Consider the following 16,771-nt stretch of genomic DNA (forward strand, 5'->3'; position numbering starts at 1 on the left):
ACCCATCGTGCTCGTCCGGCCTTCTACCGCCGCGTCGAAACCGGGCGAGCAATATGGGTGAATCCTTCTTTCTTTGTTCATTTTCCTCGCTTGATTTTTCGTGCAGGCTTGCCGCTGAACCTCGTTCTCCTAGAGGTTCAGCGGCTTTTTTTGTTGCTCCTTCCACCTGCCGGCTACGAAAGTGCAGTGGGTTGTTGCCATGGGGTTATCAAGGATGCGTGGATCTGCTAGGCTCTGATCAATCCATGTAAACAGTATTTTCAGCATGCCTTGGCGCTTTGTGCCTGAACTTAGGTTGCCGGGTTTTCATGTTCTTTTCGGAAGGAGCGTGTTTTGGTTTTTCAGAAGTTGCTTTCCCGGATTCCGATTCGACGCAAAATGTGGATCATGATTGGGATGACCCTCGGAGGTTGTTCCCTAATCGGCCTGGTTTTTTTTGGGTTTCGAACCCTTGAGGATCAGGCGCGCTTCCGCGAGGTAGCTCAGCTCGAGAAGAGTGCCTCACTTGGGCGGCTGCATATGCTTTTACTCGAGGCGCGTCGCCTCGAAAAAGAATTTCAGTTGCGCCGGACCCAAGCGTCACTGGCTGAATTTCGCGATAGGTTACATGGGCGAATTCTTGCTGAGCTCAGTGCCCTGGATCATTTGGTTACCGATGGGAAACAGAAGGATCAAGTGACGGGTTTGGGACAAACCTATCGCGCCTACGTGGACCAATTCAACGCCATCGCAGATACCTATGTTTCAGTCGGTTTGGATGAGAACTCCGGCTTGCAGGGGTCGTTGCGGGCTTCGGTTCGTTCGGTGGAAACCAAGCTCAACGAATTCGATAAACCGCGTCTTGGTTACTTGATGTTGATGATGCGCCGCCACGAAAAAGATTTTCTGATGCGTTTGGACGAGAAATATGTCGCGCGCATGGACGAGCGTTTGGCTGAATTCAAAGATTTGTTGGGGAAATCCCGCCTCCGAAGTTCTGATGTCGCGGAAATAACCACCTTGATGGATACCTACCACGCCGACTTCAAAAAAATGGCCGAGGGTTGGCTGTTGATTCGTGATCAGGACGATAAGCTGGATGCCTTGTTTAACGGGCTTCCGGTGACGCTTAACCAATTAGGTGCTGATATCCAGGCGGCGTACGAACAAGCCAGGAATCGCTACCAATCAGTGCGTCGTTCCAGTCAAACCGCGATCTGGGTTTCCTTTGGTTTTATTGTGATTGCCACCAGCCTGATTGCCCGTGCGATTGGGTTCGACATGCGTCGTACTATTACGAATTTGGCGCGTACCATGGGTGATCTGGCCGAGGGCCGTTTGGATGTCGAAGTTCAGGGCACGGAACGGGCCGATGAAATCGGACGTATGGCGCGTGCCACCGAGACCTTCCAGAAAACCGCGGTTGAAATGGTCGATATGCGCGAGGAAGAGCGTATCCGTGAGGCGGCTGAGGCTGAGGAGCGCGAAAAACGCCATGCCGCCGCCGCGACACAACATCAGCAGACCCATCAGCTTGTTGAAGCTTTTCAGCAACGGGTCAGTGCGATCCTCAATGATTTTCGAACGCAATTTCAGCATCTCCAGCAGCTCGCGGAAACCACGACTGGAACCGCCGATCTGGCCCGCAAACAAAACCGCGTGGTGGGCGAAGCCTCCAAGGTTACCCAGGACAAGGTCGCCGAGGCTTCTGATTCGGTCCATGCCATGGCAACCTCGATTGAGGAGGTTGCCACGCAAGTCCACCGCAGTGCCGATGTTGCCCGTGAGGCCGTGGAGGAAGCGCGTACCACCACCACCATCATCGAACATTTGGCCGAAGCAGCGCTGAAGATTGGGGATGTGGTCGGCATGATCCACAAAATTGCCGGTCAAACCAACCTGTTGGCGCTGAATGCAACCATTGAAGCGGCGCGCGCGGGCGCGGCGGGCAAGGGTTTTGAGGTGGTGGCCACCGAAATCAAGAATCTGTCGCTGCAAACCTCGGCGGCCCTGGACCAAATTACCGAACAGGTCCACAGCGTGCAGGAGAAAACCGACCACGCGGTGACCGCCATTAGCAAAGTCGATACCATCATTGGTGACCTGGACGAAATTACCGAGACCATGGCGGGGAGCATTACCCGCCAAGGCGAAACCAATCGTTTGATCGCGGAGAACGTGCAGGAAGCATCGGCGGCCGTGGTTCAGATTGTGAGCAATTTTGACCAGGCCCGCCAACGTGCCGAAACCATGGGTGAAATTAGCGCGGAGTTGTTGGAAGCCACCGAGCTGCTACGCCGCGAATCTCAGGACCTCCAGGACGAGGTCGGTAGCTTTCTGGAGCAAATCGACCGCAACCGCGGCGCGGCTTAGCCCCCATTGCTCACGAGGATTCATCGCGAGAAGCTGAAAGCCTTGTGAGAAATACGGGTTAGGCCCGCGGGCTATGAAGCTTTATTGCCGGGGATTTTGGGGTTCAGGTCGAGGGTGCGGATGAGGAAACACAGGACGTCGGTCCATGAGTCGAGGGTTTGGTGGTTGTTGTTGCCGTACTGGTAATGGCCGCCGTCCCAGATGATACGGGTTAGGATGGGTGCCTCGCAGCGCTGCGCGTGTTGGAGCGCTGCTTGGAATTTGTAGCCGTGCGAGGCCGCGGTGGACTCGTCTTTTTCGCCGAGGAGCAACATCGTGGGCGGAAAACATTGGGTTTGGCCGAGGTTGTGGTAGGGCGACCAGCGGTACAGGACCGCGAAATCGGCGGCGTTATCGGGATCACCGTTGCCCCAGACCCAGTATTTGCCGCCTGGATAATCCTTGAAACGGAGCATATCGATCATCGGCCATTCGATGAGGCAGGCGCCGAATGACCGCGGTTGTTGGATCAGGGCCGCCGCGACGAGTGGACCGCTTGCGCTGCCGCCGTTGACGGCGAGTTGTCGGGGGGTGGTGTAACCCGCATCGACCACATACTTAATCGCCGCCAAGAAATCGTTGATGCTGTTGGTTTTGTTGTGTTTAATTCCTGCTTGATGCCAGGGCTGACCGTACTCACCGCCGCCGCGGATGCCGGGGATCGCGTAACGGCCGCCTATTTCCAGCCAGGCGACCAGATGGGGTTGGTACCAGGGATAAGCCGACCAATTGCCCGCACCGTAGCCATAGAGCAGCATGGGTGCCGGTTGGTTCTTCGGTAGGTTTCGTTTTGCGACAATGAACATCGGAATTTTGGTGCCGTCGTAGCTCTGGTAAAAGGTTTGGTCGATTGTAAAATCGTTGGGATCGAGGGTCCAATTTGCCCGGGCCGCGACGGTTATTTTGGCGGTGTTGAGGTCGATGCGGTAGATGGTGCCCGGTTCGATGAGGCTGGATACGGAAACGGTGGCCGTGCCGTCGCCGAAACGGCCTGGCTGCAGCGCGAACAAACCCCCGTTGGGCAAGGCGACGCGGCGTTGGGTTCCGTTAATGCGTTGCAGACGGAGGACGGGGCGGGCGTGTTCACGATAGGAGAGCAGCACCACACCTTGTTCGAGGGCGGCACCGACGAGGCTGTGTTCGCCCTCCGCCACCACATCGCGCCAATGTTCGGGTTGGGGTTGTTGGGGATCGACGGCGACCACCCGGCCGAGCGGTGCCGCGTGATGGGTGCGAAAGTAGAGCCGTCCTTGCCAGTCGCCCAGGTACACCGTGTTTTGGTCGATGGTGAACAGGGGGCGTGCCGGTGTATCGGGGCGGCGCGCGTCGGCGACGAGAAACCTGTGTTTTTGGTCTTCGCGGTAGAGGACGACCAAATAGCGTTGTTCACCCGCCAGGGTTTTGGCGGCGTATGCCCTGTCACTTGGGGTTGGGGTTTGGATTCGGGAATCGCGGTTTTGGGGGCCGCGCAGTTGGTGGCGGTAAAAACCCAGGAACGTGAAGGTTTCGGTTTGCTCGGCGCCGGGTTTCGGGGTTTGGTAGCGTTCATAGAAAAAGGATTGATTGTCGCGAGACCAGTGGATGGTGCTGACACGGGTGTTGAGTCCGGTTAATTGGTCTGGTAAGTGTTTGCCGGTGGCGATATCCAAAATATTCACCGTGACCCAGCGGCCCGCTGGGTGTCCGTGGTAATAAGCCAAAAAGTTGCCGTTGGGACTGGGAACAAAACCTTTGAGGGTGTGGCCCTCGGGAAAACGGTCGGCCGGCAGGCGGCGTGGTTCATTGGTACCGTCCTGCATCCAGATGCCCAGCATGCCGGAGTCGGGCCTTGATTTGGCAAAAAACAGGCGGTCGCCGATTAAGGTCGCGGAACCGAGGCGGTCCACATCATTAATGGTTTTCAGCCGGGCGCGCAAGGCGTCGCGCGTGGGGACGGCTTGGTTCCATCGGCGGGCATAAGCGTCTTGCTCCATGGCCCAGGTACGCACTTCACGGGTGTCCATGGCTTCCAACCACTGGTAAGGGTCCACTACCTCGGTTCCGTGATAGTGCTGGGTGACCGGCTTGCGTGGGGCAACCGGCTGTTTGAGATCGGTAAATGCCGGTAAAAAAGAAACGCTTGTCAAAACGCCGATGAGAAAAAGGACAGCGCGATGCATCATGAAAATCCTCCGTGTCTGAATGGGTGGTGCTGAATCGCAGCCTAAGGGGTTGGTGGCGCTGCGACCATCAATCGCGGCTTAAATGAAGCTTAAACGGCGCTTAAATAGCGATGGCTTTGGCGTAAGTATTTTAATTTAAATGATTTATGCTTTCCTTGTGGTGGCAGGCTGTGATTCTTGAATCCTCAGTTTTTCGGTTAGAATGGGGTCGGAAAACCAACCAAACACGGCCGTGGCCGCGGAGGATCAACCCCAATGAGCCCGCGTTTTACCTGGCACTTCGGTGTCTTTTCTTACGATCCCGCCACGGGTAACCTTGTCGGCCCGGCGGGGACGCAACGCCTGCACGAAAAGCCCGCCTTGGTTTTAGAAACCCTGGTCGAGGCGGGCGGCGATGTGGTTTCGCGCAAAACCCTGCAGGGACGGTTGTGGCCGGACGAGACCCATGTCGATTTCGCCAACAACCTCAACGCGGCGGTCAAGCGTTTGCGCGACGCCTTGGGTGATCGCGCCGCCGAGCCAACCTACATCGAAACGCTGCCGCGCAAGGGGTACCGTTTTTTGGTGACCGCGGAGCGCCGTGTTGTCGCACCATCCCAACCGGTTGCTCCCAAGCCGCCGGAAACCAAGAACGTCCCAACCGCGTCAGCCCCGTTTCCTGCCCAGCCGGCTTGGTGGCAGGCGCTCGCGGTTTCCTTGTTGGTGTTGACCTTTACCTGGGTGCTGGTGGCCTTCCAGGCCGAGCGCACGGCGCGTTTGCCCACTGGAAAAATAATGCTCGCGGTATTGCCTTTGCAAAACACCACGGGCGACCCGGGGCAAGGGGTTTTTGTTGACGGCTTGACCGAAGAACTCATCAATCATTTGGGCCGATTACAGCCCGCGCGACTCGGGGTGATCTCCCGGACCTCCGCGATGACCTACCGCGACAGCGAAACGTCTGTTGCCGAGATCGCGCGTGCACTCCAAGTGGACTTTGTGTTGGAGGGTGCCTTGCGACGCGGTCGCGCCGGCGGTCGGATCAACCTTCAACTCATTCAAATAGAGGATCAAACCCAACTCTGGTCGGAACACTATGACTTTGACGACAGCGATTGGTTGGCGGTCCAAGACCGCATTGCGGTGAAGGTTGCCAAAACCATGGCCCTTGAACTGTTGGAAGGTGCCATGCCGGCCGTGGCGCGCGCGGAACTGAGCGATACCCGCGCCTATCGCGCTTACTTACGCGGTCGACACGCCTGGTTTTCCTTTAACCGCGAGGCCTACCTACGCGCCGAGGCCCATTTCCAGGAAGCCCTAAGCGTGGCGCCGGAGGCGGCCGTGGTCCACGCGGGTTTGGCCGACACCTACAATTTGCTGGCGTTTACCGATCACCTTCCCCAAGCGGAAGCCTTTGCCAAGGCCAAAAAGGCCGCGCTCCAGGCCTTGCGGTTCGATCCCGATTCAGCCGAGGCCCACAACGCGCTGGCCTTTGTGTTGCTGTACCACGACCGTGACTTTACCGAGGCCGAACGCCATTTTCGCACCGCACTTGATCTCAATCCCGGTTATGCCATGGCCCATCATTGGTACGCCGGCTTGTTATCAGCGCGCGAACGGCACGACGAGGCACTTTCCGCCATGAAACAAGCCTTAACCCTCGACCCGGTTTCACTCAGTGTGGCCTCCGATTTGGGCTGGTATTACCTGTTCGCGGATCGCGACGAGGCGGCGGTGGAAGCCTTTAAAGCGACCCTGGCGTTGAACCCCGATTACGGATGGGCGATGCACGGCTTGGCGGTTGCCTATCGGCGCTTGGGCCTGGCCAAACAAGCGGTATTCACCTTGCGCAACGACTTGCATCTTAACGGGATGTCGCCCACGGAGACGGCCTATCTCGACGGTTCCGATCCCGATGCGGCTTGGCGCGCCTGGCTCGAACAACGGGCGACCCAATTCGGGACGCCCGAGGCTCCGGCCTCGGGGGTACGCCCCCTTGATGCGGTCATGACCCTGGCCCAACTCGGCCGTCTCGACGAAGCCTTTGCCTGGCTGGAAGGCACGCCCGACAATACCTGGCTGATTTTTCTCCGGGTTGATCCGCGTTTCGACGGTCTGCGCCCCGATCCCCGTTTTGTGTCCTGGTGCGAACGCATCGGAATCGACCCTTAACCTTGCTAGAATGAGCACTTATTTTCAAACCGAGGTGGCTTATGGGTAATCATCAGGGATCTTGTCTGTGCGGTGCTGTTTCATTTGAAATCGAGGGTGATTTTGAACAATTTTTCCTGTGTCACTGCAGCCGGTGCCGCAAGAATTCCGGCTCGGCCCATGGTGCAAACTTGTTTTCTTCCTCGGCCACGCTGATATGGCGGCGCGGTGAGGATCGGGTTCGTGATTTCCACCTACCCGAAACCCGTCACACCCGAAGTTTTTGTGAGATCTGCGGTTCCGCGATGCCACAGCGCATTTCGAATGACGCGGTGTTGATGGTCCCCGCGGGTTCTTTGGATAGTCCGATCACCAAACAGCCGGACGGCCACATCTTTACCGCCGACAAAGCCGCGTGGGAGGAAACGCTGTCACAATGCCCGCGTTTCAACACCTTTCCTGGAATGGATTAAGGTGCAATTTTGGCGACCATGACGACCTTGGTTTTCGAGAGGCTGTCATGCCAAGCACGGATCTCATCGGAAAAGAGAATGGAAAGGTGGTCGAAAGGAATGTTGCGGGCGAAGCTACGACCCACGATTTGACCGAAGGAGGGTTTGTCCCCGTCTTGCGTGACGACCATGGTCCCGGTCAGCCATTTTGCCGGTGAACGCTGGAATAGCGTTTCGAAGAAAACGTAATAAGCCACGGTCATTAAAAGGGTGATGGGGAACGCAAATTGGTCAACCAGGCTGAAATAGCTCTGAAAAGCGGCGGATTCAGGGCCCGCCGCTGCCGCGACGACCATGCCGGAAACAAAGAAAAAGGCAGTGATTAAAACTTGGCTCACAAGGATGTCGAGTAAGTTGTTACAGAAACGACGGCCCAATGATGCCGAGATCAAAAGGTCGGCGTCAATACCGCTGCCTTGGGCATAGTCGGAGGGCGTGGCGTTTAGATTGTCGGCAATATAGGGATTTTCCATGGGTCGATACCTCAAAAAGGAGAAAAGCGGGACAACTTGGCCAAACCCATTGGCCCGGCGATCGCTTTTCTCTGGATTCTCCGCGTTCTCAACGCGGGTCGGCAAACGTTGGATTTGCCTGCTCACCAATCTTTCGCGCGGTTTTGGCGCAAATCTGGTGAAAGAAAAATGAAAAAGAGGTGATTTTGGGTCTTTGCGAGGGTTTGCATGTGGTTTCCGGCCGATCCAATCGCTTGGCGCCTTGGCGCAACCAAAACGCTGAAAGGCTTCTCTGCTTTTCTGGCTAGGTAGTTGTACTTAGTTGGGCTTTTTTAAATTGAGTAGCCGCCTCCATTGTGACTTGAGCCGTGGGGCGCTAGGCTTATCACACGCATTCATGTTTGTCCTGCTGCTTCACCTTTATTCCTTCCGCGGCGCCGGCCCGGAATGCTCGTCCGTGTTCCGTCCTGCCCGTGAACACCCGCGGTAAGCCTCCCGGCCCTATTGTCTCGCGGGCGGGTCAACCCGTGTCTTGATGGAGGCTCTATGATCGTTCGTCGTGTTTTGTATGTTTCGGCCCTCGCGGCCTTGTTTTTGATTTCAATGCTGTCGGTATGGCCGCCGCCACCGGGGGCGGCCGGCCTTTCGCAAGGGTCGGCGCCAACGCCGACCATCATCGATCCTCACGCATTAACCGCTTATTTGTCGCGGCAAATGGCCGCCGCCGAACCGGGTTCACCCGAGGCAATGAACTACGCGCGCCTGATCAAAAAAGTAAAAATGAAAATGCGGCAGACGGCGCGACCCGAAAACCCGGGCATGTTAATCGAAGCCTTTGCCCAACTCAAAACAGACATCAACGGCCAAGGTTACCAAGCGGGTTATCGCATCGAGGCCGTCAAGGAAGTACGCACGCGTGGGGTGGTTGCCAAGAAACGGGCCGATTGGACTGAAATTGGACCCGGTAACGTCAGCGGTCGCATCCGCACCGTAGTGGTTGACCCCGACGATCCGACGATGAATACCTGGTTCGTGGCATCCATTGGCGGCGGTGTGTGGAAAACCAGCGACGGTGGTGCTTCCTGGCGTCATCTCACGGCTGATTTGGGCACGCTTTGCATCACCACCTTGGTGCAGTCCCGTTCCAATCCCAACGTCCTTTATGCCGGGACCGGCATGGGTTACGGGCGCGTGGTGGATTTGATCGGCAGCGGTATTTGGAAATCCACGGATCGCGGCGAGAGCTGGACCCAGTTGGCGTCCACCGCCGAGGGTCAACTCCTGGAAGCGATTAACCGTATCGTGGTAGATCCCAACAACGAAAACCTGGTGATTGTGTGCAGCAACGACGGCTTCAGTCACATGGGTCCCAAGGGCGGCGAACGCAAATCCGGTATTTTCCGTTCTACCGACGGCGGCATGAGCTGGACGCAAACCTTCGACGCGGACGCTGTCCTAGGGACGACCACCGACAACCGCGTGCAGCAAATTGTGGCCGATCCCACCAATTTCAACCGGCTCTACGCCACCGTGAACGAGGTCGGCGTGGTCCGCTCCAACGACGCCGGGCAAACCTGGTCGATTTCTGCCGACCATTTCGCCGACCCTTCCGATGTGGGCGTACCCTCGGGCAATGGGTTCGGCTTGGCCGGCATTTCAGTCCGGGTTGAGATGGCCGTGGCGCCTTCCGACCCCAACCGCCTTTACGCCGCGGTGGAACGGCCACGCGGGATCGCTGATCTGTACATGTCACGCGACGGCGGGGATTCTTGGGTGTTGGTCGAAGATACCGGCAACGATCCCAACTGGTTTAACGCCTTCGGCCAGAGCGGCGCCGCCGGTTATACCGCCGGTTGGTTTGACAACTGCATCGCGGTTCACCCCACCAATCCCGACATGGTGTTTGTCGGTGGTGTGAACATCTATCGACTGATCATTAATCCCGATGCGGCCAACCGCACCAGCACCTTGTCCGCCTATTGGCTGGTCAACAATTTCGGGGTCGACAATGTTCACGCCGACCACCACTGGCTGGAAATCTTGCCGCATCCTACCGATCCCAACGGGATTCGCATCCTCAACGGCAACGACGGCGGGGTCGCGCTTTCCGACGACGGCGGCGTGAGTTGGACCGAATTTCGCGGCATGCGGACCAGCCAGTTTTACGGGGCCGCCAAGAAACCCGGCGAAAACGTGTACATCGCCGGCGCGCAAGACAACGGTACTTGGGTTTCCGGTTCGGATCCCGACATCAATTCTTCCTGGCGCGCGGTGGTTGGCGGCGATGGGTTCGAGGCGGTTTGGCATGCGGCCAATCCCAATTTGGTTTTGGGCAACTCGCAATTTAACGGCATCGCCCGCTCCGAAAATGCCGGATTGAGTTTCGTGCCCGCCCGGCCGACCGGTGCCGGTTTCGGCCCCTTCATCACCAAAATCGGCTACGGCAATACCGATCCCGATTTGATTTTTGCGGTCAGCACCAACGGCGTCAGTCGCTCCGACGATTTCGGCAAAACGTGGACGCTTTCCCCGGTGAATGGCAACTGGTTGGGTTACCGACCCTTTGACAACGTCGAGGTTTCCGAGGCCGATCCGCAAGTGGTCTGGATTTCCTCGCGCTTGGATGTGGATCCCGCGGGCGGCGCCCGCGGCGGGGTACACGTCTCGACCGACAGCGGTTTGACCTTTACCGAAATCTCCGCCAATTTGCCAAGCGACCTCACCGAACCCTCGGGTTTGGCCCCGGACCCGGTTGATCCCCAAACCTGTTACATTCTGTTCTCTGCGCCCGGCCGTGCCAAAGTCATGCGTACCCATGACTTGGGGCAAACCTGGACCGACCTGTCCGGTTTTGCCGAGGGCGCGGATCGCGGCTTCCCCGATGTTGCCGTGTTTGACTTGCAGGTGATGCCTTTTGATCGCAACATCCTGTGGGCGGCCACGGAAATCGGTTTGTTCGTTAGCGAGGACGACGGCGCCACTTGGGCCTTTGATCCCGGCCTGCCCCATGTGGCGATTTTCGAGCTAAAAATCCAAGAAGAGCAAATTCTGGCTTCGACCCAAGGTCGCGGCATTTGGACCGCCCGAGTGCCGGAAATGGCCGACTACCAATATCCCGAGGCAACCCTGTCGCCGCGGCTCAGCACGCTCGCGCTCGATGCGCGCGGCAACGTGCAAATCGGCTTTGACGCGCGTTCGGCTTACGATCAGGTTGAACTGCTGATCAACGGTGAGGCGCAATTACGGTTTGCCGCCAATGCAGCACCCTTCAGCGATTTGGTATTGTTCCCGCGTGACACGGACGGAACCGTCACCGCGCGGGTGGTCGCAACCAAGGACGGCCGTGTTTATCAATCCCCCACCAAACAGGTGAATGTGGTGGCCCGCGCGCCGGTGACCACCTTTAGCACCACCTTTGACACGGGCGGCGATTTCGGCGATTTCCTGCTCAACGGTTTTATCGCGAACATCCCCGCCGGGTTTGATTCGTCCCTGTTGAGCACAGTCACGCCCTACCCCACCAACAACGATTTGACCGCCACCTTGGCCACGCCCCTGATTGTGCCGAGCAGCAACGCGGTGATACGGTTCGACGAAATTGCACTGGTCGAACCGGGTACCGGTTCCGGCGTTTTTGGCGATCCCCAGTTTTGGGATTATGTGGTCGTGGAAGGTAGTTCGGACGGTGCGGAATGGAAAGCGCTGGCACCGGGTTACGATGCGCGGGCGCACGCCGATTGGCTGGCCGCCTACAACAACGGGAGCAGTGTGTCGGTCGACCTCTATAAGTCTCGTGAAATCAACGTGCTCGATACCTTTTCGGCTGGGGAGCAAATCCAAATTCGGTTTCGGCTCCACAGCGACGCCGGGGTGACCGGGGTGGGTTGGCTCATCGACAACTTGACCATTTTTCCGGGGAGCACCCCCGCCACGCTTGGCAACGACACCCTGTTCCCCTGGGTCTCCCAAAACGAGGTGTTTGAAAGTGTGCTGGTCATCAACAACCCCTCCGATCAGCCCGTTCGTTACCAGTTAACCGCCTTACGCGAGGGCGGTAGTGGTGAACGCACCGCGCTGACCACCTTGGCACCCGGCGCATTCACCGCGGCAACACCCGCCGAACTCTTCCCCAGCATCAACAACGGGACCGGCCTCAGCATTCGTCTGTCGGCTGAATCGGACGCGTTGCGCGGTCGTTGGGTCACCAACAACCTGAGCGCGGCGACCGGCGCTTCCCCGTCCCAAGGGGTGGGTGTCGATCTCAATGCGCTCCAGGGTGGTAACTCGGAGCAGGCGGGAACCCGCATTATCTTCAACTACTTACCGCAAAGCGCGGGCATGACCTCGGCGCCGGTGGTGGTGAATGTCGGTAACAATCCCACCGATGTGACCCTGTCTTTCTACGCCGCCGACGGCAGCTTGCTGCTGCGTGATACCCAAAGCTTGCAGGGTTTGCAGCCCAACCAACCCTTTGCACGGGTGGTCGGCGATTTGCTCGACAGCGGGGGCCGCGATGTGACCCTGGTGGCTGAATCCAGTGGGGAACCGATCACCGGGGTGACCTTTGTTTTTAACGAGCAAGGCGAAACCGCGATCGGCAACGCCGCGGCGACCCTCGGGGCCGCTGATCGGCCGCGTGATTTGGTTTATGCCTGGGTCTCCAACAGCGATGACTTCGAAAGTGTGGTGGTGGCCAACAACCTGGCCGAAACGGCCGCGCAAGTTACCTTGACCGCGCGTCGCGCCGATGGTTCGGAGGAAAGCGTCTCTCGCACAATCGGCGCGGGCGGTTTCCTTGCCGAACAAGCTTCCTCGTTGTTTCCCACGCTTGGCAAGGGTCCCGGTTACACCGTGACCTTGACCGCCGCGACCGGGAACCTCTACGGGGCTTGGGTGACCAACAACCTCAAGGCCGCCTCCGGTCAGTCACCGGCACAAGGGATCGCCGTTGAGGTGCCCCGTGCCGGCGACGGTCCGCGTCAACGCTCCGGTGAAGTCGTGTTGTTTGGTTATCTGCCAGGACAGAACGGCTTTTTCTCCGCCCCGGTTGTGGTGAACCTGCACGACCAACCGGTGAATGTCACCTTGACCTTTACCAACCGAGTCGGCGAGGTGTTGTTCACGCAAACCTTGGAAAACCTGGGTCCCAACCAACCCTATGCGGTGGTGGTCCAACAACTCATTGCCGGTTTGAATCAGGACGTCCAGATGACGGCCCGATCTTCCGGCGGCCCGATCACCGGGGTTGCCTTTGTCTTCAACGGCGGCAACGAACCGGCCATCGGCAATGTCAACGTGATTGACTAGTTGAGAACCGTGGCGCGGGGAGCGCTATTCCCGCGCCATTGGGTTCTGGGACGGTGGCAACATGTTGCATGCTTTGTTGTGGTTGATGGTTTGGGATGGTGCCGGGGAACCGGTTTTGCCGGAGCGCCTTCGTTTCGAGCACATTAGCGTGGAACACGGCTTGTCGCAGAGCACGGCTCAGACCATGATTCAAGATCAAGCCGGCTATTTGTGGATTGGTACCTTTATCGGGTTGAACCGCTACGACGGCTACCGCTTCGAAACCTTTCGCCATGATCCCGCTAATCCTCAATCGCTTCCTTCCAACCATGTCAACGCACTGATGGAAGACCACCGCGGCCGGTTATGGATCGCCACCATGGGTGGTCTCTGCCGTTACGATGGTCGCGATACCTCGGCACCCCGTTTTCACAGGTTTCCCGTGAATCCAGACGATGAAAACGCGTTGTTCGGGGACGACATCACCCATGTTTTACAAGATCACCGCGGTGACATTTGGGTGGCGAGCCGCGGTATGTTGCACCGTTACCGTGAGGCGCATGATGATTTTGAACGGTTTTCCGTGCCCCACTACCAAATTACCGGATTGGCCGAGGATCGCTGGGGGCGTCTTTGGGTTGCCACCGTTCACGGGATGGTGATGTTTGATGTCGCGCGGCAACCCATTACCCTGTTTGGGCTGTATGGCAGGCGTTGCCGGACCGATACCTTCATGCCCATCAACCATGTGACCAGTTTGTTTCACGATGCCGCCGGCGATTTGTGGGCCGCCTTTCCCGGGGTCGGTATGGTGCTCATTCCCGAGGATGTTTCCGAAAGCCAACCCTTAATGATCAACATCCGGCGGTTGGTGGTGCACGACGGTATCCAGGATCGAGACGGTCTTTTTTGGTTGGCGACCTCTGCCGGGGTGTTGCTGATTGAACCCAAAACCATGGCTTGGACCCGCGCTTATCACGATCCAAAAAAGCCAGGTTCGCTCTCCACCGACACCACCCATTTTGTGTTTCAGGATCGTCAGGGTACCGTTTGGATCGGTTCCCTCTTGGGTGGTCTCAACAAATACGTGCCCCACAAGCCTGTTTTCGAGCATTTCAAACCCAATCCGTTTCTTGAGGCGACCCTAAAGGGTGGTTTCGTCAATTCGTTCAGCGAGGGACCCACCGATGTATTGTGGATTGGATCCCGGCCCGGGCTTTCCGCGTTTCAGGTTTCGGCGCGCCGGTTCCTGCGACTCGTGGGTGATCCCGCCTTGGACACTATTTTGCAGAATCACCGCGTGGTTGCGCTCCACGTCGATCAACGGGGTGATTTATGGATCGGCGGCGACCGTCAACTGCTCGTGGTGACCCCCGCCGATTTTGATCCCCTTGCCGGAACCATCGGGTTCCGCAATTTTCGCCGCTATCATGCCCGTGATTTAGGTCGATTCGCCCATGTCAGTGGTTTCTTTGAAGATGGCGACACCATGTGGGTGACCACCTTTGGGGCCGGCTTGTTGCGTACCCAAATCGGTGGCGACAGTCATCGCTTCCAGCGATTTACACAAACTGGAAAACCCGGTTCGCTGAGCAGTCATTTGACCCGCTGTGCATTCCGCGACCGTTTGGGGCAATTGTGGGTGGGTACTTGGCGAAATGGGCTCAATCGCATGGATGAGCGCGAGGGTACCTTCACCACCTTTCGAAGTGGGGTTGGGCCTGACCGCCTCAGTGAGGATACCATCACCGCCCTGGCTCAGAGCGCTCGCGGCAATCGGATTTGGGTGGCCACTTATGGCGGCGGCCTTAATGCGTTGGATCCGGCCACCGGCCGCTTCACCGCGATAACCACCCGCGACGGTTTGCCGGACAACACCGTTTACGGGATCCTGGTTCATGGCGATGACCTTTGGGTCAGCACCAACCACGGTATTGCCTGTATTGCTGATGCCGACGATCCGGGACGGCGCACCATACGCCGTTACGCCGTACACGACGGGCTCCAAAGCCAGGAGTTCAACCGCGGTGCTTTTTTCAAAGGGCGCGCCGGTTGGATGGTCATGGGTGGGATTAATGGATTTAACCTTTTTGATCCAAGCACCATGAACGAACCCATCGATGCCGGCGATGTGGTGCTCAGCGATGTGTTTGTGAACGGCCGCTCCCGTCGTTTTGAAAAACCGCTGCACCAGCTTTCCGAGCTAAGCTTCGGCCCGGAAACCCGAATGATTGGTTTTGCCTTTACCTCGCTTAATTTCGCCGCGCCCGGCCGCAATCATTACGCCTATCGTTTGGACGGTGTGGATGCCGAATGGCATCAGGCCGAGGATCGAAACTCTTTGCAATACAGTAATTTGGATCCTGGATCTTACGTGTTGCGTGCCTACACGCTCAATCGTGAGGGTGACCTGAGTGGGCGTGAACTGCGCCTGGCGTTGACCATTGAACCGGCTTTCCACCAAACCTGGTTGTTCCGGGCGAGTTTGCTCTTGGCCGTGGGATTGATGATTGGCGGCGTGATTTGGTGGCGTTTCGATACCTTGCAACGGGAGCAGCAACGGCGCCGTGACTTTGCGCGCGGTTTAATTGAGGCCCAGGAGCGGGACCGTGCACGGATTGCCGACGAGCTCCACGACAGCTTGGGCCAAAATCTGTTGGTCATTAATAATGAACTGCAACTCCAGGCCCAAATGCCACACGCGGCGGCGCTCCAAGAAGATCTGATGCAAATGTCCCATTGGGTGGTTGATGCCGTCGAAGAAGTGCGCCGCATCGCCTACAACCTGCGTCCCCATCAATTGGATCGGCTGGGCCTCAAACGTGCGATTCGTTCCATGGCCAACCTGCTGACCCGCGGTGGCAATCTTCAACTGAAGCTCGTTTTGGATGACATTGAGGGTTTGCTGGACAAAGAACGCGAAACCCATTTGTTCCGAATTGTGCAGGAAGGCCTGCATAATATGGTGCGGCACGCGGGAGCCGATCAGATCGAATTGCACCTGACCCACGCGGCGGATCGTTTGACCATGGTGCTGACCGACAACGGCCGCGGTTTTGATGTCAAAGCCGCCGAACGTTTGGGGAAAGGCATGGGTTTGCGCACCATGGCTGAACGGGCCGATCTCATGGGCGGCATCCTGAAACTCGAATCACAACCCGGCGGCGGTACCCGGCTGACGCTTACGGTTTCTACGGTGAGGTGAACCATGGCGAAAACGACAATCGTTCTGGCCGACGATCACCCGATCGTTCGCCAGGGATTTATTCGCATTATCGAGCGGGACGATACCTTTGCGGTGGTGGCCGAGGCGGACAACGGTGATGAAGCGTTGGCCCTCATCCAAGCGTACCAGCCCGATATTGCCGTGCTCGATATTGCGATGCCGAAACGCAACGGACTAGAGGTCGCCAAGGCGATGCGCGCCCAGCAATTAACCTGTGTCCCGATTATGCTTACCATGTACCGCGACCGTGAGTATTTTGATGAAGCGATGGCGCTGGGCATTAAAGGTTATTTGCTCAAAGACAGTGCCGTCGCCGATTTGCCAGCCTGCCTCCATGCGGTGGTGCGCGGCGAATGTTACATCAGCCCCGCGCTCAGTGGTTACCTGATCCAGGGCACCGCGGGACCTAAACCTTTGGCGCAATTAACCCCTTCAGAAACCGCCGTCCTCAAGCTGATCGCCCAAAAGAAGACCAGCAAAGAAATCGCCGATGCCTTGTGCATCAGCTACCGCACCGTGCAAAACCACCGCACCAACATGTGTCGCAAATTGGAACTAACCGGGCACAACAGCTTGCTGCACTTCGCCCTCGACCATCGCGCCGAGTTGTAA

8 protein-coding genes are annotated in these 16,771 nt (G+C 57.8%); 6 read left to right on the forward strand and 2 right to left on the reverse strand.

All coding sequences use genetic code 11. The annotated features are described in order from the left end of the window. Window positions 1–333: 333 nt before the first annotated feature. Window positions 334–2,352 (forward strand): methyl-accepting chemotaxis protein, encoded by a 2,019-nt coding sequence (locus J3U88_RS06230; protein ID WP_207857622.1) that lies wholly within the window; start codon window positions 334–336, stop codon window positions 2,350–2,352. A 71-nt stretch (window positions 2,353–2,423) separates the two neighbouring features. Here J3U88_RS06230 and J3U88_RS06235 read toward each other — a convergent pair whose 3' ends face one another. Beyond that, on the reverse strand, window positions 2,424–4,553 hold the full coding sequence (locus tag J3U88_RS06235; RefSeq protein ID WP_207857623.1) for a prolyl oligopeptidase family serine peptidase: 2,130 nt from the start codon (window positions 4,551–4,553) through the stop codon (window positions 2,424–2,426). Window positions 4,554–4,808: 255 nt separating this feature from the next. On the opposite strand from J3U88_RS06235, the gene J3U88_RS06240 reads away from it, so the two are divergent. Both J3U88_RS06240 and J3U88_RS06245 read left to right on the forward strand, forming a co-directional pair. Continuing rightward, complete coding sequence (locus J3U88_RS06240) at window positions 4,809–6,704, forward strand: tetratricopeptide repeat protein (RefSeq protein ID WP_207857625.1); 1,896 nt, start codon at window positions 4,809–4,811, stop codon at window positions 6,702–6,704. Window positions 6,705–6,745: 41 nt separating this feature from the next. Next, complete coding sequence (locus tag J3U88_RS06245) at window positions 6,746–7,156, forward strand: GFA family protein (RefSeq protein ID WP_207857626.1); 411 nt, start codon at window positions 6,746–6,748, stop codon at window positions 7,154–7,156. On the opposite strand, the gene J3U88_RS06250 is transcribed toward J3U88_RS06245, so the two are convergent. Continuing rightward, window positions 7,153–7,668, reverse strand: coding sequence for an RDD family protein (locus J3U88_RS06250; protein ID WP_207857628.1), 516 nt, complete (start codon window positions 7,666–7,668; stop codon window positions 7,153–7,155). The genes J3U88_RS06245 and J3U88_RS06250 overlap by 4 nt on opposite strands. A 525-nt stretch (window positions 7,669–8,193) precedes the next feature. On the opposite strand from J3U88_RS06250, the gene J3U88_RS06255 reads away from it, so the two are divergent. The 3 genes from J3U88_RS06255 (at window position 8,194) to J3U88_RS06265 (ending at window position 16,771) form a co-directional block, all read left to right on the forward strand. Further along, window positions 8,194–12,954, forward strand: a complete 4,761-nt coding sequence (locus tag J3U88_RS06255; RefSeq protein WP_207857630.1) for a glycoside hydrolase — start codon at window positions 8,194–8,196, stop codon at window positions 12,952–12,954. 61 nt (window positions 12,955–13,015) lie between these two features. Further along, window positions 13,016–16,138 carry a sensor histidine kinase gene (locus tag J3U88_RS06260; protein WP_207857632.1) on the forward strand — a complete coding sequence of 1,041 codons (3,123 nt, stop codon included), beginning with the start codon at window positions 13,016–13,018 and terminating at the stop codon, window positions 16,136–16,138. Window positions 16,139–16,141: 3 nt separating this feature from the next. Then, on the forward strand, window positions 16,142–16,771 hold the full coding sequence (locus J3U88_RS06265) for a response regulator (protein WP_207857634.1): 630 nt from the start codon (window positions 16,142–16,144) through the stop codon (window positions 16,769–16,771).

This window comes from Acanthopleuribacter pedis, assembly GCF_017377855.1.
Taxonomy (GTDB): Bacteria; Acidobacteriota; Holophagae; order Acanthopleuribacterales; family Acanthopleuribacteraceae; genus Acanthopleuribacter; species Acanthopleuribacter pedis.

Coding starts and splice junctions, on each gene's coding strand:
- J3U88_RS06235 (WP_207857623.1), bottom strand. CDS start 4,553: ATGATGCATCGCGCTGTCCTTTTTCTCATCGGCGTTTTGACAAGCGTT.
- J3U88_RS06240 (WP_207857625.1), top strand. CDS start 4,809: ATGAGCCCGCGTTTTACCTGGCACTTCGGTGTCTTTTCTTACGATCCC.
- J3U88_RS06245 (WP_207857626.1), top strand. CDS start 6,746: ATGGGTAATCATCAGGGATCTTGTCTGTGCGGTGCTGTTTCATTTGAA.
- J3U88_RS06250 (WP_207857628.1), bottom strand. CDS start 7,668: ATGGAAAATCCCTATATTGCCGACAATCTAAACGCCACGCCCTCCGAC.
- J3U88_RS06255 (WP_207857630.1), top strand. CDS start 8,194: ATGATCGTTCGTCGTGTTTTGTATGTTTCGGCCCTCGCGGCCTTGTTT.
- J3U88_RS06260 (WP_207857632.1), top strand. CDS start 13,016: ATGTTGCATGCTTTGTTGTGGTTGATGGTTTGGGATGGTGCCGGGGAA.
- J3U88_RS06265 (WP_207857634.1), top strand. CDS start 16,142: ATGGCGAAAACGACAATCGTTCTGGCCGACGATCACCCGATCGTTCGC.